At 36.4% G+C, this 18355-nt stretch carries 13 protein-coding genes; 6 read left to right on the top strand and 7 right to left on the bottom strand.

The features are described from left to right. Position 1: 1 nt before the first annotated feature. Positions 2–1612 (bottom strand): BCCT family transporter, encoded by a 1611-nt coding sequence (locus DSM03_RS12175; RefSeq protein WP_128762093.1) that lies wholly within the window; start codon positions 1610–1612, stop codon positions 2–4. Positions 1613–1627: 15 nt separating this feature from the next. Next, the gene (locus DSM03_RS12170; RefSeq protein WP_236638890.1) at positions 1628–2773 is read right to left on the bottom strand and encodes a hypothetical protein; all 1146 of its coding nucleotides are present in this window, start codon (positions 2771–2773) and stop codon (positions 1628–1630) included. A 135-nt stretch (positions 2774–2908) separates the two neighbouring features. On the opposite strand from DSM03_RS12170, the gene DSM03_RS12165 reads away from it, so the two are divergent. From DSM03_RS12165 to DSM03_RS12155, 3 genes are all read left to right on the top strand, one after another. Next, entirely contained in the window at positions 2909–3259 is a 351-nt protein-coding gene (locus DSM03_RS12165; protein ID WP_128762094.1) for a DUF1801 domain-containing protein, read from the top strand. Between the two features lie 108 nt (positions 3260–3367). Further along, positions 3368–4321 carry a DUF6624 domain-containing protein gene (locus DSM03_RS12160; RefSeq protein ID WP_128762095.1) on the top strand — a complete coding sequence of 318 codons (954 nt, stop codon included), beginning with the start codon at positions 3368–3370 and terminating at the stop codon, positions 4319–4321. 26 nt (positions 4322–4347) lie between these two features. Next, entirely contained in the window at positions 4348–5244 is an 897-nt protein-coding gene (locus DSM03_RS12155) for an alpha/beta hydrolase family protein (RefSeq protein WP_128762096.1), read from the top strand. A gap of 78 nt (positions 5245–5322) precedes the next feature. On the opposite strand, the gene DSM03_RS12150 is transcribed toward DSM03_RS12155, so the two are convergent. Together DSM03_RS12150 and kdsA are read right to left on the bottom strand one after the other, a co-directional pair. Beyond that, complete coding sequence (locus DSM03_RS12150) at positions 5323–7212, bottom strand: TlpA family protein disulfide reductase (protein WP_128762097.1); 1890 nt, start codon at positions 7210–7212, stop codon at positions 5323–5325. Between the two features lie 206 nt (positions 7213–7418). Continuing rightward, entirely contained in the window at positions 7419–8237 is an 819-nt protein-coding gene (gene kdsA / locus DSM03_RS12145) for a 3-deoxy-8-phosphooctulonate synthase (protein WP_128762098.1), read from the bottom strand. A 354-nt stretch (positions 8238–8591) separates the two neighbouring features. On the opposite strand from kdsA, the gene typA reads away from it, so the two are divergent. Both typA and DSM03_RS12135 read left to right on the top strand, forming a co-directional pair. Further along, on the top strand, positions 8592–10388 hold the full coding sequence (typA, locus tag DSM03_RS12140; RefSeq protein WP_128762099.1) for a translational GTPase TypA: 1797 nt from the start codon (positions 8592–8594) through the stop codon (positions 10386–10388). A gap of 115 nt (positions 10389–10503) precedes the next feature. Beyond that, positions 10504–10950 carry a hypothetical protein gene (locus DSM03_RS12135; RefSeq protein WP_128762100.1) on the top strand — a complete coding sequence of 149 codons (447 nt, stop codon included), beginning with the start codon at positions 10504–10506 and terminating at the stop codon, positions 10948–10950. 107 nt (positions 10951–11057) lie between these two features. Here the strand turns inward: DSM03_RS12135 and DSM03_RS12130 are convergent, their stop codons facing one another. The 3 genes from DSM03_RS12130 to DSM03_RS12120 all read right to left on the bottom strand — a co-directional run bounded on the left by DSM03_RS12130 (position 11058) and on the right by DSM03_RS12120 (position 17585). Continuing rightward, positions 11058–12905, bottom strand: a complete 1848-nt coding sequence (locus tag DSM03_RS12130) for a RagB/SusD family nutrient uptake outer membrane protein (protein ID WP_128762101.1) — start codon at positions 12903–12905, stop codon at positions 11058–11060. A 16-nt stretch (positions 12906–12921) separates the two neighbouring features. Then, entirely contained in the window at positions 12922–16227 is a 3306-nt protein-coding gene (locus tag DSM03_RS12125; protein WP_128762102.1) for a TonB-dependent receptor, read from the bottom strand. Positions 16228–16433: 206 nt separating this feature from the next. Further along, the gene (locus tag DSM03_RS12120) at positions 16434–17585 is read right to left on the bottom strand and encodes a FecR family protein (RefSeq protein ID WP_128762103.1); all 1152 of its coding nucleotides are present in this window, start codon (positions 17583–17585) and stop codon (positions 16434–16436) included. Between the two features lie 161 nt (positions 17586–17746). Between DSM03_RS12120 and DSM03_RS12115 the strand changes: the two genes are divergently transcribed. Then, positions 17747–18298, top strand: coding sequence for an RNA polymerase sigma factor (locus DSM03_RS12115; protein ID WP_161568063.1), 552 nt, complete (start codon positions 17747–17749; stop codon positions 18296–18298). Positions 18299–18355 lie beyond the last annotated feature (57 nt).

Here is an 18355-nt window from a genome sequence, read left to right as displayed (position 1 = left end):
TTTAGTCTTTTTTATTTCTTCGAGCTACGATTTCTTTAACGACATCTTCATAGTCGTCCATTTTCTTTTCAGATTTTTTCTTTTCTAATTTTTGATAATCTTCCCGCAGGCCTATGTAGAGTGAATAACACATAATAAGTAAGATTATAGCAAAAGGAAGTCCGGTTACAATGGTTGCGGTCTGTAGCGCTTCGAGCCCTCCACCTATTAAAAGAACACCGGCAACTGTGCCTTCTGTCACGGCCCAGAATATACGTTGACCTACAGGAGCTTCAATTTTCCCACCAGAAGTTAAACTATCTACTACAAGTGATCCTGAATCTGATGAAGTAATGAAGAAACCTGCAATAAGAATAACAGCAACTATATTAATCACCATCGATAATGGGTAATCTTGAAAAAATATAAATAGCGCAGTAGCGACATCATCTTTTACAGCTGTAACTATAGTCATATCACCATTCAAGACTTGCTGAATAGCGACACTACCAAATGCAGACATCCAGAAAAACGTAACCAATGATGGTATTAATAAAACACCTAGAATAAATTCTCTAATTGTGCGTCCTTTAGAAATACGCGCAATAAACATTCCTACAAATGGAGACCAACCTATCCACCAACCCCAGTAAAAAACAGTTTGATTATTTTGCCAAGAGCTTCCTTCATAGGTTTCTACCCAAGTAGAGATTTTTAAGAAGTTGAAAATATAGCTTCCCGTATTTTCAACAAAGGAGCGAAAAATAAATAGCGTAGGGCCCAGAATTACAGCAAGAAGTAATAAAGTTATAGCTATGCGCATATTCCATTCGCTTAAAATACGCACTCCTTTATCTACTCCTAATACTACAGACATTGTAGCAATTAATGTAATTCCGGCAATGAGAAGAATTTGTGTTAGTGTCCCATCAGGTATACCAAATACGTGATTGAGGCCACTAGCAATTTGTTGAACACCAAAACCTAATGACGTCGCAAGTCCAAAAAGTGTAGCAAGCACTGCAAAAATATCTATAATGTCACCTATTCTCCCGTAGATTTTATCCCCTAAGAACGGGTAAAATATAGATCGTATCGTTAACGGTAATCCTCTTGAATATGTGAAGTATGAGAGTGCCAAACCTACTAAAGCGTACACACCCCAAGCATGAAAGCCCCAGTGTAAAAATGTAAAATTCATTGCTTCTATAGCTGCTGCCACAGACTTGGGTTCTGTTGTGGGCGGATTTAAAAGGTGGTCTACAGGTTCTGCAACTCCAAAAAAGAGCAAGCCAATACCCATACCTGCACTAAAAAGCATCGCAAACCAAGAACCTGTTTTGTACTCTGGTTTTGCTTTTTGCCCCCCAATTCTAAGTTTTCCGTATTTACCTAACGCCAGATAGGTAAGAAATATCAAGAACAGATTAATACAAAGCACAAAGAACCAGTCTGCTTTTTCTGCCACAGCATGTTGAATGTCGCTAAATATTTTTTGTGCCTTTTTTTCAAAAATGATCGTAAGTGCAATACTTATTATTATAAATATAGTAGAGGTAAAAAATACTGGTCCGTTGACTTCTAGACCAAAAATTGATTTCTTTTCATCACTTCGCGTAATTTTCTTTGCCATAAAATTTTATTTCTTTTAAAAGTAGTATCCAATATTTATATTAAAACGAGCTTCCCATTTTGCATCAGGATTACCTGTTGAAAAATCATCTACAAAATTGCCGCCTAGCCAGGAGTGGTTATAACCAGCGGCATAATCTATGTAGGTATATACTTGACCGGCTGTAACCAACAAACCGGTTACATTTTGAAAAGAATCTGTAAATTCTTTTTCTTTTTTCTGCATATAACCAAAGTCGTTGTAGACTTCGATTTGTGAGATAGGTCCCCAGTTTACTGAAATTTTCTTGGAAACTGCTGCAGTGTACATATCAAATCGCGCCGCCACTTCATACGGCGTACCGTATGCTCCCATTTTTATAATTTCATTTGATTCCCCCGGTGCATTTTCTGGAGCATGAGAAACAGTAATCGCTTCGGTCTTTAAGTTCCAGCTTTTCCAGTTCATCTCATAGTGAAGAGTAAGAGCATAATGACTTCCATTTTTGTTGGTATCAATATTATACAGACTACCAAATTGCCAAGAGAAACCTATTCTATGCTTAAGATCTTCACCCCATTTACGAACGACTTTTCCGTTAAATTGGTTAGTTTCTTTATTTCTACCTACTATATCATATGAATATCTGTTAGAGCTATTTTCTACGCCACCTCCAAAATTTAATTCTTCAGCATTCTTTAGAAAAGCTAAAGCATAATCCCATTTGTCTCCTGTATGCACATACTTTAATCCCATATCATGATCATCTTCAAGTCCCACATAATACGTGATATTAAAAAACCAATTATGAGAATTGTATTGTTTGATTCCAAAAGGAACATAAACTAAGCCTACATGCAGCTCGTCTTTCTCATTAAATTTATAGCCTATCCACCCTTGTTTTAAAAAGCCGCCACCAAAAGCTTCAGAATAAAGTCTGTATTCAGCATTTAAAAAAACATTTTTATAAGAGGCTTTAGCATTAATCCTAAACATATCGTAGCCAAACTCACCACCTTTAGTTTTCTGCTCTTCTTTCCAGGAAGAATACACATAATTAAAACGCAGGGCTCCACCCAATTTGAGTACCGGCTTTTCTTTTTCCTGACCTAGTGCGGCAGCAGAAATTAGTAAAAGAACTAACAGTTCTTTGACGCGTGAAAGTTGGAAGTGTGAAAACATACTCTAAAAAGTTGGCGGGCAAATTAGGGGGATTTTCTTGGAACAGCTAATAATTTCCCGCTATTAATACTTTTTTATAATTTACTGATTTTTTGAAAAGCAAAGAAGCTCTAAGAATTATAACAACTCTCACAAATGAATCCTGCCGAAAATTACATTCTAAAAACTCCGCAACCCTACCGCGATATGTTGCTGGAATTGCAGGTAGTTATTGAGCACAGCGTGCCCGAAGCGCAATTGCTTTATAAATGGCATTTGCCTTTTTATTATCTGGATGGAAAGATGTTTTGTTTCCTCAATTTCAGGAAGCGTTTTGTAGAACTTAGTTTTCCAAAGGGCGTGCATATTGAGGACTCCAATAATTACCTGACTGCAGGAGAAGGCCGAAAAAATTTACGCTCACTTCGATATCACAATCTGGAAGATATAGATGCTGAAATCGCTATTGGATTTTTAAAGCAGTTGGAAGCTATTTTGAATAACTGAGGTTTTTTTTTGAGAAATGAGGAAATCCGTAAGATTTTAATTCCTCAATGCTCTAACTTATCCATTATTTACCTTAATCAGGTTTATTTACTCGATTTAAAAATTACTATGCTAAAACTTACAGTTGTGTTTTTATGCTTTTTTGGATCTTATGGTCAGGGTGCAAAAGATTATGATGATTTACTTATAGAAGCAAACAGACTTTATAATTCTGAAAATTATCTGGAATCTGGTAAAAAATATGCTGAAGCTTTCAAAACGAATAAAGAGGTAAAGTACAGAGATCGCTATAATGCTGCTTGCTCTTGGGCTCTTGCTAAGAAACCAGATTCTTCATTTACACAATTATTAAATCTTGCCAGCAATTACGGTTACAAAGATTATGAGCGGCTTTTGGAGGATACAGATTTTTCTAGTTTATATGAAGACCAGCGATGGAATAAGGTACTCACTTTGGTAAAAGCAAATAAAGAGGCAGCAGCGGCAAACTATGATAAACCTCTTGTTGCGTTATTAGATAGTATTCACGAGAGTGATCAAAAGGTTAGGAAAAAACTTGGCTCACTAGGTGATAAATATGGCTGGCAGTCAAAAGAAGTTAAAACCCATTGGAAAACCGTAGACCGGGTAGACTCCCTTAATTTGATTAAAGTAAAACAAATATTGGATGAGCGTGGTTGGCTGGGATCTGACATTCTAGGCGATCAAGGCAACATGACCTTGTTTTTAGTAATTCAGCATTCTAATCTTGAAGTACAGGAAAACTACTTGCCCTTGCTAAAAAAGGCAGTTTCAGAAGGAAACACACCACCTCATTTTTTAGCACTTTTACAGGATCGTATTGAAATACGTAATGACAGACCTCAAACTTACGGCAGTCAGGTAGGGCGCACAGAAACTGGAGAATCTTTTGTAGCGCCAATGATTGACCCCGATCACGTAGATGAGCGAAGAGCTTCAATAGGGCTTGACTCGATGGAGTCTTACCTTTCTAATTTTGATATGAAATGGGATTTAGAAGCCTATAAATTGAGTTTAAAATCTCAAGATCAAATTGATTAATTGATAAAACATAATAAAAAAATCAAATGGAAAGAATTTCGAAAACGCTATTGCTGTTATGTCTAATTTTCAGCACATGTATAGTTACAGCACAGGAAACAGAAACGATTAATACTGAAAATTATACACTGTACAAGCCATCAAAAACCGATGCCGTATTGGTACTCTTTGGCGGGTTTGGTGAAAATGCCGCAGGTATTGAAACAGAATTCCCGATAAGCGAGTTGTCCATTTCAAAGAATATTGCTGTTGCTTATTTAAATTTCAACCGCAAAATCTTCCTACAGGATAAAGAAAAGGCGCAATTAGCAGCAATGCTGCAAGAGTTGATGGCTTCAAATGATTTACCTATGAGTACGAGTTACATTGGTGGATTGTCCAGTGGGGGAGCATTGGCTTTATTGATAAGCAATTACTTAACTGAAAATCCGGAGTATGGGATTAAGCCCGCAGGTGTTTTTGCTGTGGATTCTCCGGTAGATCTTGCAGCACTATATCGTATCGCAGAAAGTAATGTAGCACGTAATTTTTCACCGACAGCGGCTGGAGAAAGTTCATTTATGCTGCAGTATTTTAACGCTCAATTGGGCGATCCCGATGAAGAAATAAAGCCCTATGAAAAGTACAGTGTTTTTGTTTATGAAACTGAAAAATCTGAAAATCTGAAAGCTTTAGAGCATACAAAAATCCGTTTCTACACCGAGCCAGACAAAACCTGGTGGAAAGAGAATATGGGTATTGATTATGAACAAATGAATGCCTTTCATTTGCAGCGGTTATCAGAATTTCTGATTTCAAAGGGATATGATAACGTCGAGTTAATCACTACAGAAGGCAAGGGATATCGCGCAGATGGAAGTAGAAATCCACACAGCTGGTCTATTGTTGACCAGGATAATTTATTGGAGTGGATGCTTGATTAAAAAGCAAATAATGAAGTATAAAAAATCCGTGTTAGTTTCAAACCAACACGGATTTTTTTAGTTTTCTAACGCCTGTATTTACTGTCCGCTGGCGAGACCAATCATCATATCAAGTTCTTCTACCAGGCCGTCTGTATTGCCATCAAAGCCTACCGCTTTGAATTTGATTTTACCATCAGGCCCCACCACAAATTTGGTGGGAATTCCCTCTACTTCATAGGCTGAAACCACATCGTATTCCCGGCTTCCTTCTTCTTTGGGGGTATCCATCAATACGTTAAACGTGTAGTTGTTTTGTTTGATGAAATCGCTAACTCCTTTTTGACGAGCTTCCCCGCTGGTGCTTTCCCAGGTGTCTATAAACAGGAATTCTACGTTTTCGTTATCGGCATATTTAGAAACAGCTTTTTGCATTCCAGGGAAGGAAACTTTACAGGGGCCACACCAGGTTGCCCAGAAATCAAGTACCACGGTTTTTCCTTTTAAATCGGCCAGAGCAATCTCCTCACCATTTAAATTTTTAAGATTGAATGTGGGCGCCTCCTCATCAAGCATTTCCTTTTTTAAAATGGCCAACGCGTTATCGTGGGCTATTTTTTCCAAACCACTCAAATAGCTGTCAAAATCACCATCGTGATCGGTGTTTGCATAGGCAGTAGCCAGATATTCTTTAGTTTTCGTTGTAGCCTTACCTTTTTTAACGAATTCTGAAGCTTTTTCAAAAACCTTGTCATATTGCTCATCTGCGGTTAGAAACTGCACGTAACGTTCATATACGTCTGGAGAAGTCCTGTCTGCAACAGCATCTTCCTGAGCTGCGATGGCTTCTTTGATTTTACCTTGTTTAAATAGGATTAACCCGTAGGTGTCTGAATACATTGCTTGGGTAGAAGCTAGATTCTTTTCAAACTGACTTTGGGTATAATAATCAGGTTTGTCAGATTTTTGAGCATCTACAAGATCTAAAGATGTTTTGGATAATTCTTCGGCTAACTCAAGATTTTCTCCTTTTTCAGCCATGTTCCAGGCAACGTTATTATAAAGACTAGCTTTATTGGTAGCTGCACTGATTTTTTCTGCAGCTTCTTTAAACTTTTCAATATTTCCTTCAGCTAATTCTGCTTGAGCCAAATCAGAATACATATAGTTTCCGTAGCTAGAAGGTACTCCGCCTGCTGCTTCGAATTCTGCAGCGATCGCCTCTTTATCTTCCAGATTTTTGGCTTCATAAATTTTTTGGTAAAAGGCGCGCTGCGCCTGATTTCCTTTAGGATACTTTGCCGTGATTATAGGAGTAATAGAGTCTAGAGCAGCTTTATCTTTTTTTACATTGTAAATGGTGATTAAATTGCTGTAATCCTCTTCAACCAATTGTTCTTTAGCAGATAGAGACGCGAGCTTAGCATCATAAATTGAATCAGCAAAAGCTTTATCTGATGAATTTATTACATACAGAATAGCTAGGTTGTCAGGATGCTTACTCCAATTTTCTTTTAATAGCTTAGCAGCATCTTCCTGGTTATATTTGATTCCATAATCGGTACCTCTAGTTGCTTTATAATACGTAACACTAGATTCGCTTTCAGGTAGTATCTCGCCATCTGTATCATAGAGATTTACCGAATATCCCTTTTCATCATTAGCGTCATAATCTTCTCCTACTTTAAAATTGAAAATTAATCCATCTGCAGAATCAGGAATTTTTAGGCCTCCTGTGAAGCGCTCACCATCTTTTATTAGGTCAAGGTCAACAGGATAAGCACTTGACTTTACGGTATAGACGTAAAAGGCTTCAGTTATTGTGTCTATTGCTGAATAGGTCAATTTTAAACTATCTCCGGGAGAAGGTTTGGTTTCTGAAATTTCAAGATTTCCTATAGTCAAAGGCGTTTCTTTAGGCTCGTCTGAGCACGAAAAAATAGATAATGCAGTAAACGCCAATACTGCCGGAATTCGCAAGTTTTTCATATAAACGTGTTTTTGATTGCACTTAAATGTACTAAGAATTTAGTTTATAGCATATTGATGCGCAGTCTTTTAAGATTCTGTAGAAGAATGAAAACTGATCTTTTTAATTAATTTGATAAAATTGCTTTCAAAAAAATAAAGGATTGCTAAAGCGTGAACTTTAGCAATCCTTAAAATTATGAGATTCTTATTTTGTTAAATATGCTTTAGTCTTCGGCAATTACTTTTCTGATAGCTATCAGTTTAGTTAATAATCCTTCCAGCAAACTAAGATCTAGCATATTCGCACCATCACTCTTGGCATTTTTAGGATCAAAGTGAGTCTCAATAAAAAGACCGTCAACACCAGCTGCGATGCCGGCTTTGGCCATAGTGCCTATAAGCTCAGGGCGCCCTCCGGTTACCCCGCTGCTTTGGTTGGGTTGTTGCAAACTGTGGGTAACATCAAGTACAGTAGGAGCATAGCTTCTCATTGTTGGAATCCCTCTAAAATCTACGATGAGATCCTGATAGCCAAACATAGTCCCGCGATCTGTGATCCATACATTTTCATTACCTGTATCGGTGACTTTGGTAACCGCGTGTTTCATTGCTTCAGGACTCATAAACTGGCCTTTTTTCAGGTTTACGACTTTACCGGTTTCGGCTGCAGCGACAACCAGATCGGTCTGACGTATGAGAAATGCAGGTATTTGTAAAACATCTACATATTCTGCAGCCATTGCTGCATCTTCATTTACATGAATATCTGTAACGGTTGGTACATCAAAAGTTTCAGAAACTTTACGTAAGATTTTTAGTGCTTTTTCATCTCCAATTCCTGTAAAACTATCGATACGGCTTCGGTTTGCCTTTTTAAAGCTTCCCTTAAAGACATAAGGAATCTGAAGTTTATTAGTAATTTCAACAATTTTTTCCGCTATGCGTAACGCCATTTCTTCACCTTCAATCGCGCAAGGCCCTGCAAGAAGAAAGAAATTATTAGTATCTGTATGTTTTATTTTTGGAATGGAATTCAATTTCATTTTTTGAAAAATTTAGAGTGTAAAGATAAGGCTTTGGAAATATGAAATAGAAAATTCAAAATTGAATGTGTAGATTCCGAATTGAATGATGTTAGTGTATAGCGAACTAAAATTTTAAAGTATCTGAAATGTGATGTTTAAACCTGTAATTTTTGATGCTATGCTCTGAGCCTATAAATTGTTTGTATTTTAAATGAACTGAAGATAAGATTTTGATGATATATTTGATAGTTGATTATCAATTTGTTAACTACAACGATACTCGTGAAAAAACGCTAAAAACTTAATACAACATAAGCTATCAATAAGTCATTAATTACCACTATATTTGCGCCCTTAAAATAAGGGCATCTTATGGAAATTAAAAACATTGCGATTATCGCGCACGTTGACCACGGTAAAACAACCCTAGTTGACAAAATTATGTACCACTGTCAGTTATTTCGTGAAAACGAAAACACCGGCGATCTAATTCTTGATAACAACGACTTAGAACGTGAACGTGGTATTACCATTACGTCTAAGAACGTTTCGGTTATGTACAAGGGTACAAAGATCAATATTATAGATACTCCTGGTCACGCCGATTTTGGTGGGGAAGTAGAGCGTGTTTTAAACATGGCAGATGGTGTGTTACTTCTGGTAGATGCCTTTGAAGGACCTATGCCACAAACGCGTTTTGTACTTCAAAAAGCAATTGACTTAGGTCTTAAGCCCTGTGTCGTTGTAAACAAAGTAGATAAAGAAAACTGTACTCCAGAAGAAGTTCACGAGAAAGTTTTTGACTTGATGTTTGAACTAGGTGCTGAAGAATGGCAGCTTGACTTCCCAACAGTTTATGGTTCTGCTAAGAACAACTGGATGAGTGAAGATTGGCAAAAACCTACTGAAAATATAGAGCCACTTCTTGATATGGTTATGGAACATATTCCTGCTCCTAAAATCGAAGAAGGTACAGTGCAGATGTTGATTACTTCTTTAGATTTCTCTTCATTTACCGGTCGTATTGCGATAGGTCGTTTACAACGCGGTACTTTAAAAGAAGGAATGAATGTTTCTTTGGTAAAGCGTGATGGTACTGTAAAGAAAACAAAAATTAAAGAGCTTCACACTTTTGAAGGTCTTGGTCGTATAAAAGTAGAAGAAGTACTTGCTGGTGACATCTGTGCGCTAGTAGGTCTTGAAGGTTTTGAAATAGGTGATACTGTTGCAGATTTTGAAAACCCTGAGGCTTTAAAAACGATAGCTATAGATGAGCCTACGATGAGTATGCTTTTCACAATTAACGACTCTCCTTTCTTTGGTAAAGACGGTAAGTTTGTGACTTCACGTCATATTAAAGACCGTTTATTTAAAGAATTAGAGAAAAACCTTGCATTGCGTGTTGAAGAGACAGATAGTGCAGATAAATTTATGGTTTTTGGTCGTGGGGTATTGCACCTTTCGGTATTGATCGAGACGATGCGTCGTGAAGGGTATGAACTTCAGATTGGTCAGCCACAGGTAATCATCAAAGAAGTTGATGGTGTAAAATGTGAACCAATTGAAGAATTAACTATTGATTTACCAGAGAATGTATCTGGTAAAGCAGTTGAGATGGTATCGATTAGAAAAGGAGAGATGTTGAGTATGGAAGCTAAAGGTGAGCGTATGGTTTGCCAGTTCTTGATTCCATCGCGCGGAATCATCGGTTTACGTAATCAGTTGCTTACCGCTACTGCTGGTGAAGCGATTATGGCACACCGTTTCTTAGAATATCAACCACTTAAAGGTGAAATACCTGGTCGTAATAACGGTTCATTGGTTTCTATGGAAAAAGGATCTGCAATTCCTTATTCTATTGATAAACTTCAGGACCGTGGTAAGTTCTTTGTTGATCCGGGTGAAGATATTTATGAAGGTCAGGTTATTGGTGAAAACAGCCGTCAGGATGATATGACCGTGAACATCACCAAAACAAAGAAACTTTCTAACGTACGTTCTTCCGGAGCAGATGATAAAGCTAAAATTGTACCAGCTATCAAATTCTCTTTAGAAGAAGCATTAGAATATATTCAAAAAGATGAGTACGTTGAGGTAACGCCTAACTTTTTACGTTTACGTAAAGTGTTGCTTACTGAAAACGAACGTAAGCGTAACAAGTCTATCTAGCTAGATTTAGCGTTTATTGACATATTTAAAAGCACTTCCGAAAGGAAGTGCTTTTTTTTTTACCAAAATCGCGCAACTATTCTATTATAAACGCATCTATTAGTTAAACATCAAAATGAAAAAAATCTACACAGTCTTAATTCTATTTGTTTCACTTCTTCAATCTTGTAATAGCGACGACTGTGGCGAATGTTTTACACCACCTCAAAGTTTTGTATTTGAACTTGTTGATGCAGAAACTGGAGGAAATCTTTTTACAACAGATATGTATAATCCCGAAGATATTTCGGTCATAAATACCATTGATAATACAGAAAGAGCATTTCAATTTATTTCTGAAAATCAATTAAATGTAATCCAAATTCAGGAAGTAGGCTGGGAAACCGAAATTGTAAACCTTGAGATCAAAATAGGTGAGGATACAGTATTTAATTTATATTTAAATGCAGAAAGAACAACCGATGATTGCTGCTCATTTACAAAATATAATGAGATAGAAATCCGTAATACTGATTTTGAATTAGATAGTCAGACCGGGGTTTATAAAATTTTAGTAGAATAGAATTGAGCGTTATTGATTTAAATTCTTTGTGTTTATTATTTTCTCTTATGAGAATTATACCCCCCACACCTTACAATTAGTTAGGGGGCATAAAACCTCACAAAGTTTTACCAGAACGGATTTTGTACCAAATCTGGATTGATATCTATTTCTGTCTGGTGAATAGGAATCCAATAATTTTTTTTAGAGAATTGACGTTCCTGATATGATTTTCTTATAAAAAAGCAATCGGGGTTGCTTTCATCATCACAATATTGAGAAGCAAAGAAATTCATCCCATAAAATTTTCTATCCAGTGTTTCTTCTCCTATTTTCCAACGTCTGATATCGTGGTACCTTAATCCCATTTCACAGTTGAGCTCCACACGTCTTTCTCTGTGTATGGCTTCGCGCATTTCACTTTGGTTCATACCACTTTGCAAGTCAGGAATACCAGCTCGTTCTCTTATAAGGTTAACATATTTTAAAATATCAGGATTGCCTGGGTCACTTTCGTTAAGTGCTTCGGCATAATTTAAATAAGCTTCTCCTAGTCTGTAAAGAATACCCGGTCTATATGGATTTGTTCCGTTTCTTGGATCGTGATCTGGATGTACTTTTTTACGTACAAGATATCCATTTTGTGGTGCATCGTGCGTGGGCCCTCCATCCCATTCATCTTTCATAAAACGCGTAGTGCGATTCTCTCTTCGATACCACGCTCTGTTATATAAAACAGAAATATAGAATCGAGGTTCACGATGGGTATACATATTATAAGTATCTGGCAGCGTAACCTGTCCCGCTTTTCCATCTTGATTTCCCTGAACTTCAATCCATTTGGTGTTTCTAAATTCTGCTTCATCAGAAAAACCTTTTTCAACATACCCCGAATTAGGGTCGTCAATAGGTAATCCATTCTCCATAAAAAATGCATCTACCAAAGATTGTGTTACTCCTAGACCTCCGTTACCAGCAGTACCTCTGGGCTGTGCATGTTTATCATACTCCCAGTGATTTACATCAGGACGCGCAAAAAGTATTTCAGTATTGCCATCTGTAGTTTTTCTAAACATCATATTTTGATAGGAAAGAAAAGGATCTATAGAGCCGTCATCATTGTATTCATAATACAGATCGTGACCTGCCTGATGTGCTGCATCAATTAGTTCTTTACACGCACTACTTGCTCTAACCCATTTTTCTGGACTATAAGAAGTATTAAAAAGTGGTTCTCCCAGGCTGTTTGTAAAACCAGAATATTCAGAGTTGCCATTTACAAGAGGGCTCGCGGCAAATAATAGCATACGTGCTCTTACTGCTAAAGCCATTATTGATGTGGCACGACCAAACTTAGACGCATCACTATATGTTGCAGGCAGTTCTTGAGATACTTCTTTTAACTCATTATCAATCCAAGAAACCAATTCATCATACGGTCTTCTTTCATTTAGTAAGTCTTCATCAGCTGTACGTATACCCTCATTAAAGGGAACAGGCCCATAAGCTTGAATTAATAGAAAATAATAATAGGCTATAAGAAAGCGTGCTTCATTTTTCATAATCTGCACTTCTTCTTCTGAAACTTTCTGAGCTGGTAATGCCTTAATATTTTCTATAAATATATAAGCAGATCTGATTCTTTTGGGCAATACATCCCAATAATCACTGTTCCAGTTTGAGGTGGGGTTCCAGTCTCCTCTTTGTTTAGCAATTACATCCCAACCAAATTGCTCCCAACCAGTAGAAGGAGCCATATCGTCTCCAAACGCATCGTAGCCGATATTTCTTATCATGCCCCAATAGGGATCTGGAATGTTCGAATAAATACCAGCTAACCAATCTTCAGTTCTGGTTTTATCGTTAAAGACTTTTTCAAGTGTAAGTATATCTTCTGGTTTTTGGTCCAGATAATCAGAGCAAGACGTAAATGTCAGAGCTAAGAGTGTGACAGTTATGTATTTTACAATTTTCATAATCTATATTTTTTTATTAAAAGATAATATCTAGGCCTAAGGCAATAGATTGCATAGGAGGGTAAGTAAACCCTGTACCAGTATCAATTTCAGGATCCCAAAGTTTAAAAGAAGAAAGTGTAAGTACATTGTTACCTCTAACATAAAGACGAGCATTATTACTGCTTATTTTTTCTGTTAATCTCTTTGGGAAAGTATATCCAAATTCTACATTTTTAAGGCGAAGCATACTCATATCTCTAAGCCACCAGGTAGACGCTTTATCATTATTGGCATTTGGTGAACTAGATAGACGTGGCCAAAATACATCTTGTTGTGGGTTATCTACCGTCCAGCGATCTGTATAATTCGTATAGATGTTACCTAGTCCTCCTTGACCTGAACCAGGGCTGAAGTAATTTCCTCCTATAATTCGATACGTATTCGCATTTCCTTGAAAGAAAGCACCTAGATCAAAACTTTTATACTGCATGTTAAAACCAAAACCGTAAACAATCTCTGGAGTATAACTACCTCCTATAGCGGTTCTATCTAATTCTGTAATTCTTCCATCTCCATCAAGATCCTTATACTTAATATCACCAGGTCTTACATTTCCAAAAGTATGCTCGGGTACCTCATCATTCAATATACCGTTATCAATATCTGCAAAGTCCTCGTTAGTAAACAGCCCATCATCTAAAAGTCCAAATATCTGCCCCACAGATTCCCCTGTAGAGGAGCGGTTGGTGCCTATGATAGCTGCTGGTTCATCCTGTTCCAGTATTTCATTATGTGCATAACTGAAATTACCCCATCCTCTTATTGAAAAATCATCGTTAAATCTCTTATTCACATCTAAAGAAACTTCAAAACCCTGATTTTTTACTTTACCATAGTTTGACCACGGATTGTTTACAAAGCCAGAGGATCCAGGCACCGTGCGCCTTTGCATAAAAATATCGCTACGCACTTCATTAAACACATCCGCTGTAATATTAATACTATTCCACAAACCTAGGTTGACACCAAGATTAGCCTTTGCTACCGTTTCCCAAGTTAAATTAGGTACCCCATAATCTCCTTCCCAGCGACCTGCTCTTTGGTAATCATTATTAACTCCCCATCTATAGCCATTTGTATCACCTATAGTTGTTATATATGCAAACCTACGCCCGTCTATTTGATCGTTACCTGCAAGACCATAAGATGCTCTAAGTTTGAGATTAGATATTGCTTTATTATCTTTTAAGAAATCTTCTTCAGAAATAACCCAACCCACTGCTGCAGAAGGGAAGAATCCATAACGCTTACCTTTAGCGAAATTCTCTGAACCGTTATAGCCAAAGTTAAATTCGGCTATATACCTACGTTTGTAGGAATACGCAGCCCGTCCTGCAAAACCTTGATTTCGATAAGGCAGTCTTGATCCGTCATCATAATTACGCTGATTATACAAAAACAAACCATCTACCTGATGGTCTCCCTTAAAATTGTTAGAGTACTCAACTCTACCCTCAAGATAAACTGCTTTATTACCCCATTCTGAACCTGTTTCGTACCCTAAGAAATCCTGGCCAAACCTGTAAACAATTAAATCTAAGGAACCGTCTTCGTTTCTCCCGGTTGCCGGATTATAATATTCAAGTTGTTTTGCACGTCTAACACTATTTGCATTATACCGGTCAAAAGAAAACTTAAATGTTGTAGATAATCCCTGAATTACAAAGTCTAGATCTTGCTCTACAGAAAATAACGATTCTAATTTACTAGCACTTTGACGCTCATAACCGGTTTGAGTAGCCAGAGCCCAAGGATTTGCTCTCTCTGGCTGAACAGGTATTTCTCCAGAAGAGTATTGCGTGGGATGCTGATAAGGTGGCGTTTCAAATGCAAGGTTTAATAACTCATTTACGTTTTGAGGAGCTCTTCTCAGATCCTGAAGAAAACCACCTATACTCACCCGAAACAAGGTAGTTGGAGTCATATTCAAATCAAGATTTGAACGCATGTTATAACGATCTAAATGTGGAGAAGAATCCCATTCTTGTCTTGGATCATTTTCAATAATACCATCTTCACCATAATAAGAAGCTACAAAAGCGTATCTTAAAAGATCTGTTCCCCCTGTGACGGTTAGATTAAGCCTATCGCTTGATCCGTAGTCTTTCGTGATCTCATCAAGCCAGTTGACATCAGGAAATAAATCAGGATCAATACCAGAGCGTATATTATCAATTCGATCTTGTGAAAAGGGCTCTGTATTGCCTTCTTCTCTTGCGATAGCATTAAATACTTCAAGATACTCTGCAGCACCTATAAACTCTGGTAATTGTGTAGGCTGTGTAAGACTATGCTCGTAACGCGCATTGAAACTCGGCTTAGCGATTTTTCCTCGTTTTGTGGTTATTAATATTACACCATTTGCACCGCGCACTCCATATACAGCACTTGCGGCTGCATCTTTGAGTATAGAAAATGTAGCTATTTCTGCAGGGTCTATATTATTAAGAGAGCGTTCTATACCATCTACTAATACAAGAGGTGTAGAATTACCGGCGAAAGAAGAAATTCCTCTAATCCAGAACTGGGAGTTATCATATCCTGTTTCTCCAGAACGCTGTACTGCGATCACACCAGCCAATCTTCCTGCAAGATTATTACTAAGAGAACGTGAAGAACTGGTTTGCAATTCTTCGGGCTCAATAGTTGCAACCGAGCTGATCACTGAATATTTCTTTTGCTTTCCGTAGCCAACAACAACCAATTCATCAAGACTGGCAGCATTTTCTTCGAGTTTTACAGAAACACTTGTTTGGCCTTCAAGTGGAATTTCTTGAGTTGTAAATCCAATATAGGTTATTACCAGAGTAGCATTTGGATTACCTACAGTAAGCGTAAAACTTCCGTCAAAATCAGATGTAGCACCATTCTTGGTGCCTTTTTCTACTATGTTTGCCCCAGGTAATGGTTGGCCGGAAGGATCAAGTATTACTCCGGAAATTTCATACTGATTTTGTTTTTTCGATTGCGAATTCTTAGATACAGCCTTTTTTAGTATAATTTGATTATTCAGAATTTCGTAATCAATACTAGAATTCTTAAATACCTTTTTAAGAACCTCATCAATAGGTTGATCATTTACAATAACAGTGACTTTTTGCTCAAGGTTTACATCTTTTCTATTAAAGAGAAACTTATAGTTTGATTTCGCTTCAATAGCACTAATAATTTCAATCACAGAGACCTGCTCCAGATCTAATGATAATTTATTTTGTGAATAAGAATTAGCCTGAACCTGAAAAACTGAAATTAAGGTTATAAGTACAGCAGTAATGCTCATTTTTAAGTTTAATAGATAAATAGAATGATTCGCACTCCATCTTTGTGAGTGTTTTTTCATAATTTGCGTGTAGTTAATAATGGTTTAAAATTTGTTTTAAATCAGAGTTTAAAACCGGGAAATGTTAGAGCATTTTCTGGTTTTTTTGATTCAGGTAAGTTGGGCCTCTTAGTTGTTGTTTCATTTTTAATTAGTTTAAAGTTGATTTAATAGATTGTAATGTGATTTTTATCGATTTTATATTCAAAAGAATAACTTCTTTTAAAAGATTCTAAAACTTCTCTAATGCTTTCAATATCAAAAGAGGCATCAAAGATTTCTTTTTCAAGCTCTTTGTTTTCTATTTCTATTTTGACATTATATTTTCTTTCAAGCGCACGGCTTATTTTATTAAATTTTGCATTTCTAAAGATTAATTTCCCGTCCATCCAAGCGGTGTATCTGTAAGAATCTACGTCTTCAACATTGATTGTATTATCTTTTCTATTCCAATCAGCTTTTTGGTTGGGTTTTAATAATATTTCATCAGAATTTTTAGGATTGAGAAGACTAACCGAACCTTCTACCAGAACGGTATGTATATTTTGGTTTTCAGCGTAGTTATTGACATTAAATTTGGTCCCTAAAACTTTAATTTTGATAGCGTCAGACTCAACGATAAAGGGGTGAGTCTTGTCTTCAGCAACTTCAAAAAAGGCTTCACCTGTTAGCGTTACAGATCTGGGAATATCCTTTTTAAAAAATGTTGGATATCTTAATGTACTGCCTGAATTGAGATAAATACTTGTGCCATCTGCCAAAACGATATTAAATTTTTTCCCATAAGGAATACGTATGGTTACATATGAGGGGTCTGCTACGTGAGCGTCGTTGAGATAAATCAGTTTTTCTCCTTTTTGATTACCTATAGAATTGCCTTGAGCATTAGTAATTACCTTTTCCTTTGTAGGTTGTAGTTTTATCAGATCACCCTCTTCTGTTTCAAGAATGACAAATTTTTCTTGAATATTTTGCTCTGTATTATTTATTAAGGGGAGTAAAAGTTGTGTAGCAGAAAAATATCCCCCTGTTATGAAAACAATGACTAAGGCAGCATAGCTTAGAATACGTTTTGTAGTGATTTTTTTTGAATTCTTTTTCTTGTTTTCAGAAATCTTAGACATCAATCTGTCTTTTAAAGGAGCAATTTCTTCATTCTGAAGTACTGTTGAAATTTCAAAATGAATCTTTACATAATCATGAAACATCTTTTGGTTTTCATCATCTTTTATCCATTCAGATAATGATTCTACATCGTTTTCGGAAGCTTGCCCAGTTAAGTATCTGATTAATGAATTTTCAATGCTATTTCTGCTCATTTTTTGTTGAGTTATATAGCTAAGACAATCCTCATTTAGAAAACCCTAATATTTTCATAATATTTTTTTCATATATTTAGTTTTTATCAAAATAGATAAGCTTAATTCCAGCTTGGTAAAACGTTTTATTTATAATGTCTGAACAAATGAACAATTCTTGGGTGCTTGCCTTAAAACAAGGTGATAAAAATGCACACGCATTTTTAATTGAAAAATACAGTCCTTCACTTATGGGCTATGTTTTTTCCTTGACCAATGACAAAGCTTCAGCAAAAGACATTCTGCAAAATGTATTTATGAAAATATGGGAAAAACGAGAACGTTTAGCTATAAACACCTCGTTAAAAAGTTATTTATTTAAAAGTGCTTATAACGAATTTATAAATCACTATAAGAAAGAGAGCGCTATTATAAAGCTTGAAAAAAAGTATCACGAAAGCTTAGAGAGAATTGCAAAAGACAGCGATGATGAAGCTTTAGAAAAAATTATGTCAGAGATATTTAATGAGATAGAAAAGCTTTCGCCCAAGTGCAAGGAAGTATTTTTATTGAGCAGAAAAGACGGTCTTACTAATAAAGAAATAGCGCAATATCTTAATATATCTGTAAAAACAGTAGAAGCTCAGATAAGTAAAGCATTTAAGACTTTACGTAAAAACTTAGAGGTTAAACTTTATATGATGCTTTTCCTTTTAAAGGATTGCAAAATGTGATTTTACAATAGGCATTTTTTAAATGCTTATTTTATTACTTTCACATTAAAATATATT

This window comes from Leeuwenhoekiella aestuarii (assembly GCF_004104055.1).
Classification (GTDB): Bacteria; Bacteroidota; Bacteroidia; order Flavobacteriales; family Flavobacteriaceae; genus Leeuwenhoekiella; species Leeuwenhoekiella aestuarii.
Note: the sequence above shows the minus strand (reverse complement) of the source record. Positions and strands in the feature narration are given on the sequence as shown.

What these genes read in the sequence shown, in the direction of transcription:
- DSM03_RS12175 (WP_128762093.1), bottom strand. Translation starts at nt 1,612, where the DNA reads ATGGCAAAGAAAATTACGCGAAGTGATGAAAAGAAATCAATTTTTGGT.
- DSM03_RS12170 (WP_236638890.1), bottom strand. Translation starts at nt 2,773, where the DNA reads ATGTTTTCACACTTCCAACTTTCACGCGTCAAAGAACTGTTAGTTCTT.
- DSM03_RS12165 (WP_128762094.1), top strand. Translation starts at nt 2,909, where the DNA reads ATGAATCCTGCCGAAAATTACATTCTAAAAACTCCGCAACCCTACCGC.
- DSM03_RS12160 (WP_128762095.1), top strand. Translation starts at nt 3,368, where the DNA reads ATGCTAAAACTTACAGTTGTGTTTTTATGCTTTTTTGGATCTTATGGT.
- DSM03_RS12155 (WP_128762096.1), top strand. Translation starts at nt 4,348, where the DNA reads ATGGAAAGAATTTCGAAAACGCTATTGCTGTTATGTCTAATTTTCAGC.
- DSM03_RS12150 (WP_128762097.1), bottom strand. Translation starts at nt 7,212, where the DNA reads ATGAAAAACTTGCGAATTCCGGCAGTATTGGCGTTTACTGCATTATCT.
- kdsA (WP_128762098.1), bottom strand. Translation starts at nt 8,237, where the DNA reads ATGAAATTGAATTCCATTCCAAAAATAAAACATACAGATACTAATAAT.
- typA (WP_128762099.1), top strand. Translation starts at nt 8,592, where the DNA reads ATGGAAATTAAAAACATTGCGATTATCGCGCACGTTGACCACGGTAAA.
- DSM03_RS12135 (WP_128762100.1), top strand. Translation starts at nt 10,504, where the DNA reads ATGAAAAAAATCTACACAGTCTTAATTCTATTTGTTTCACTTCTTCAA.
- DSM03_RS12130 (WP_128762101.1), bottom strand. Translation starts at nt 12,905, where the DNA reads ATGAAAATTGTAAAATACATAACTGTCACACTCTTAGCTCTGACATTT.
- DSM03_RS12125 (WP_128762102.1), bottom strand. Translation starts at nt 16,227, where the DNA reads ATGAGCATTACTGCTGTACTTATAACCTTAATTTCAGTTTTTCAGGTT.
- DSM03_RS12120 (WP_128762103.1), bottom strand. Translation starts at nt 17,585, where the DNA reads ATGAGCAGAAATAGCATTGAAAATTCATTAATCAGATACTTAACTGGG.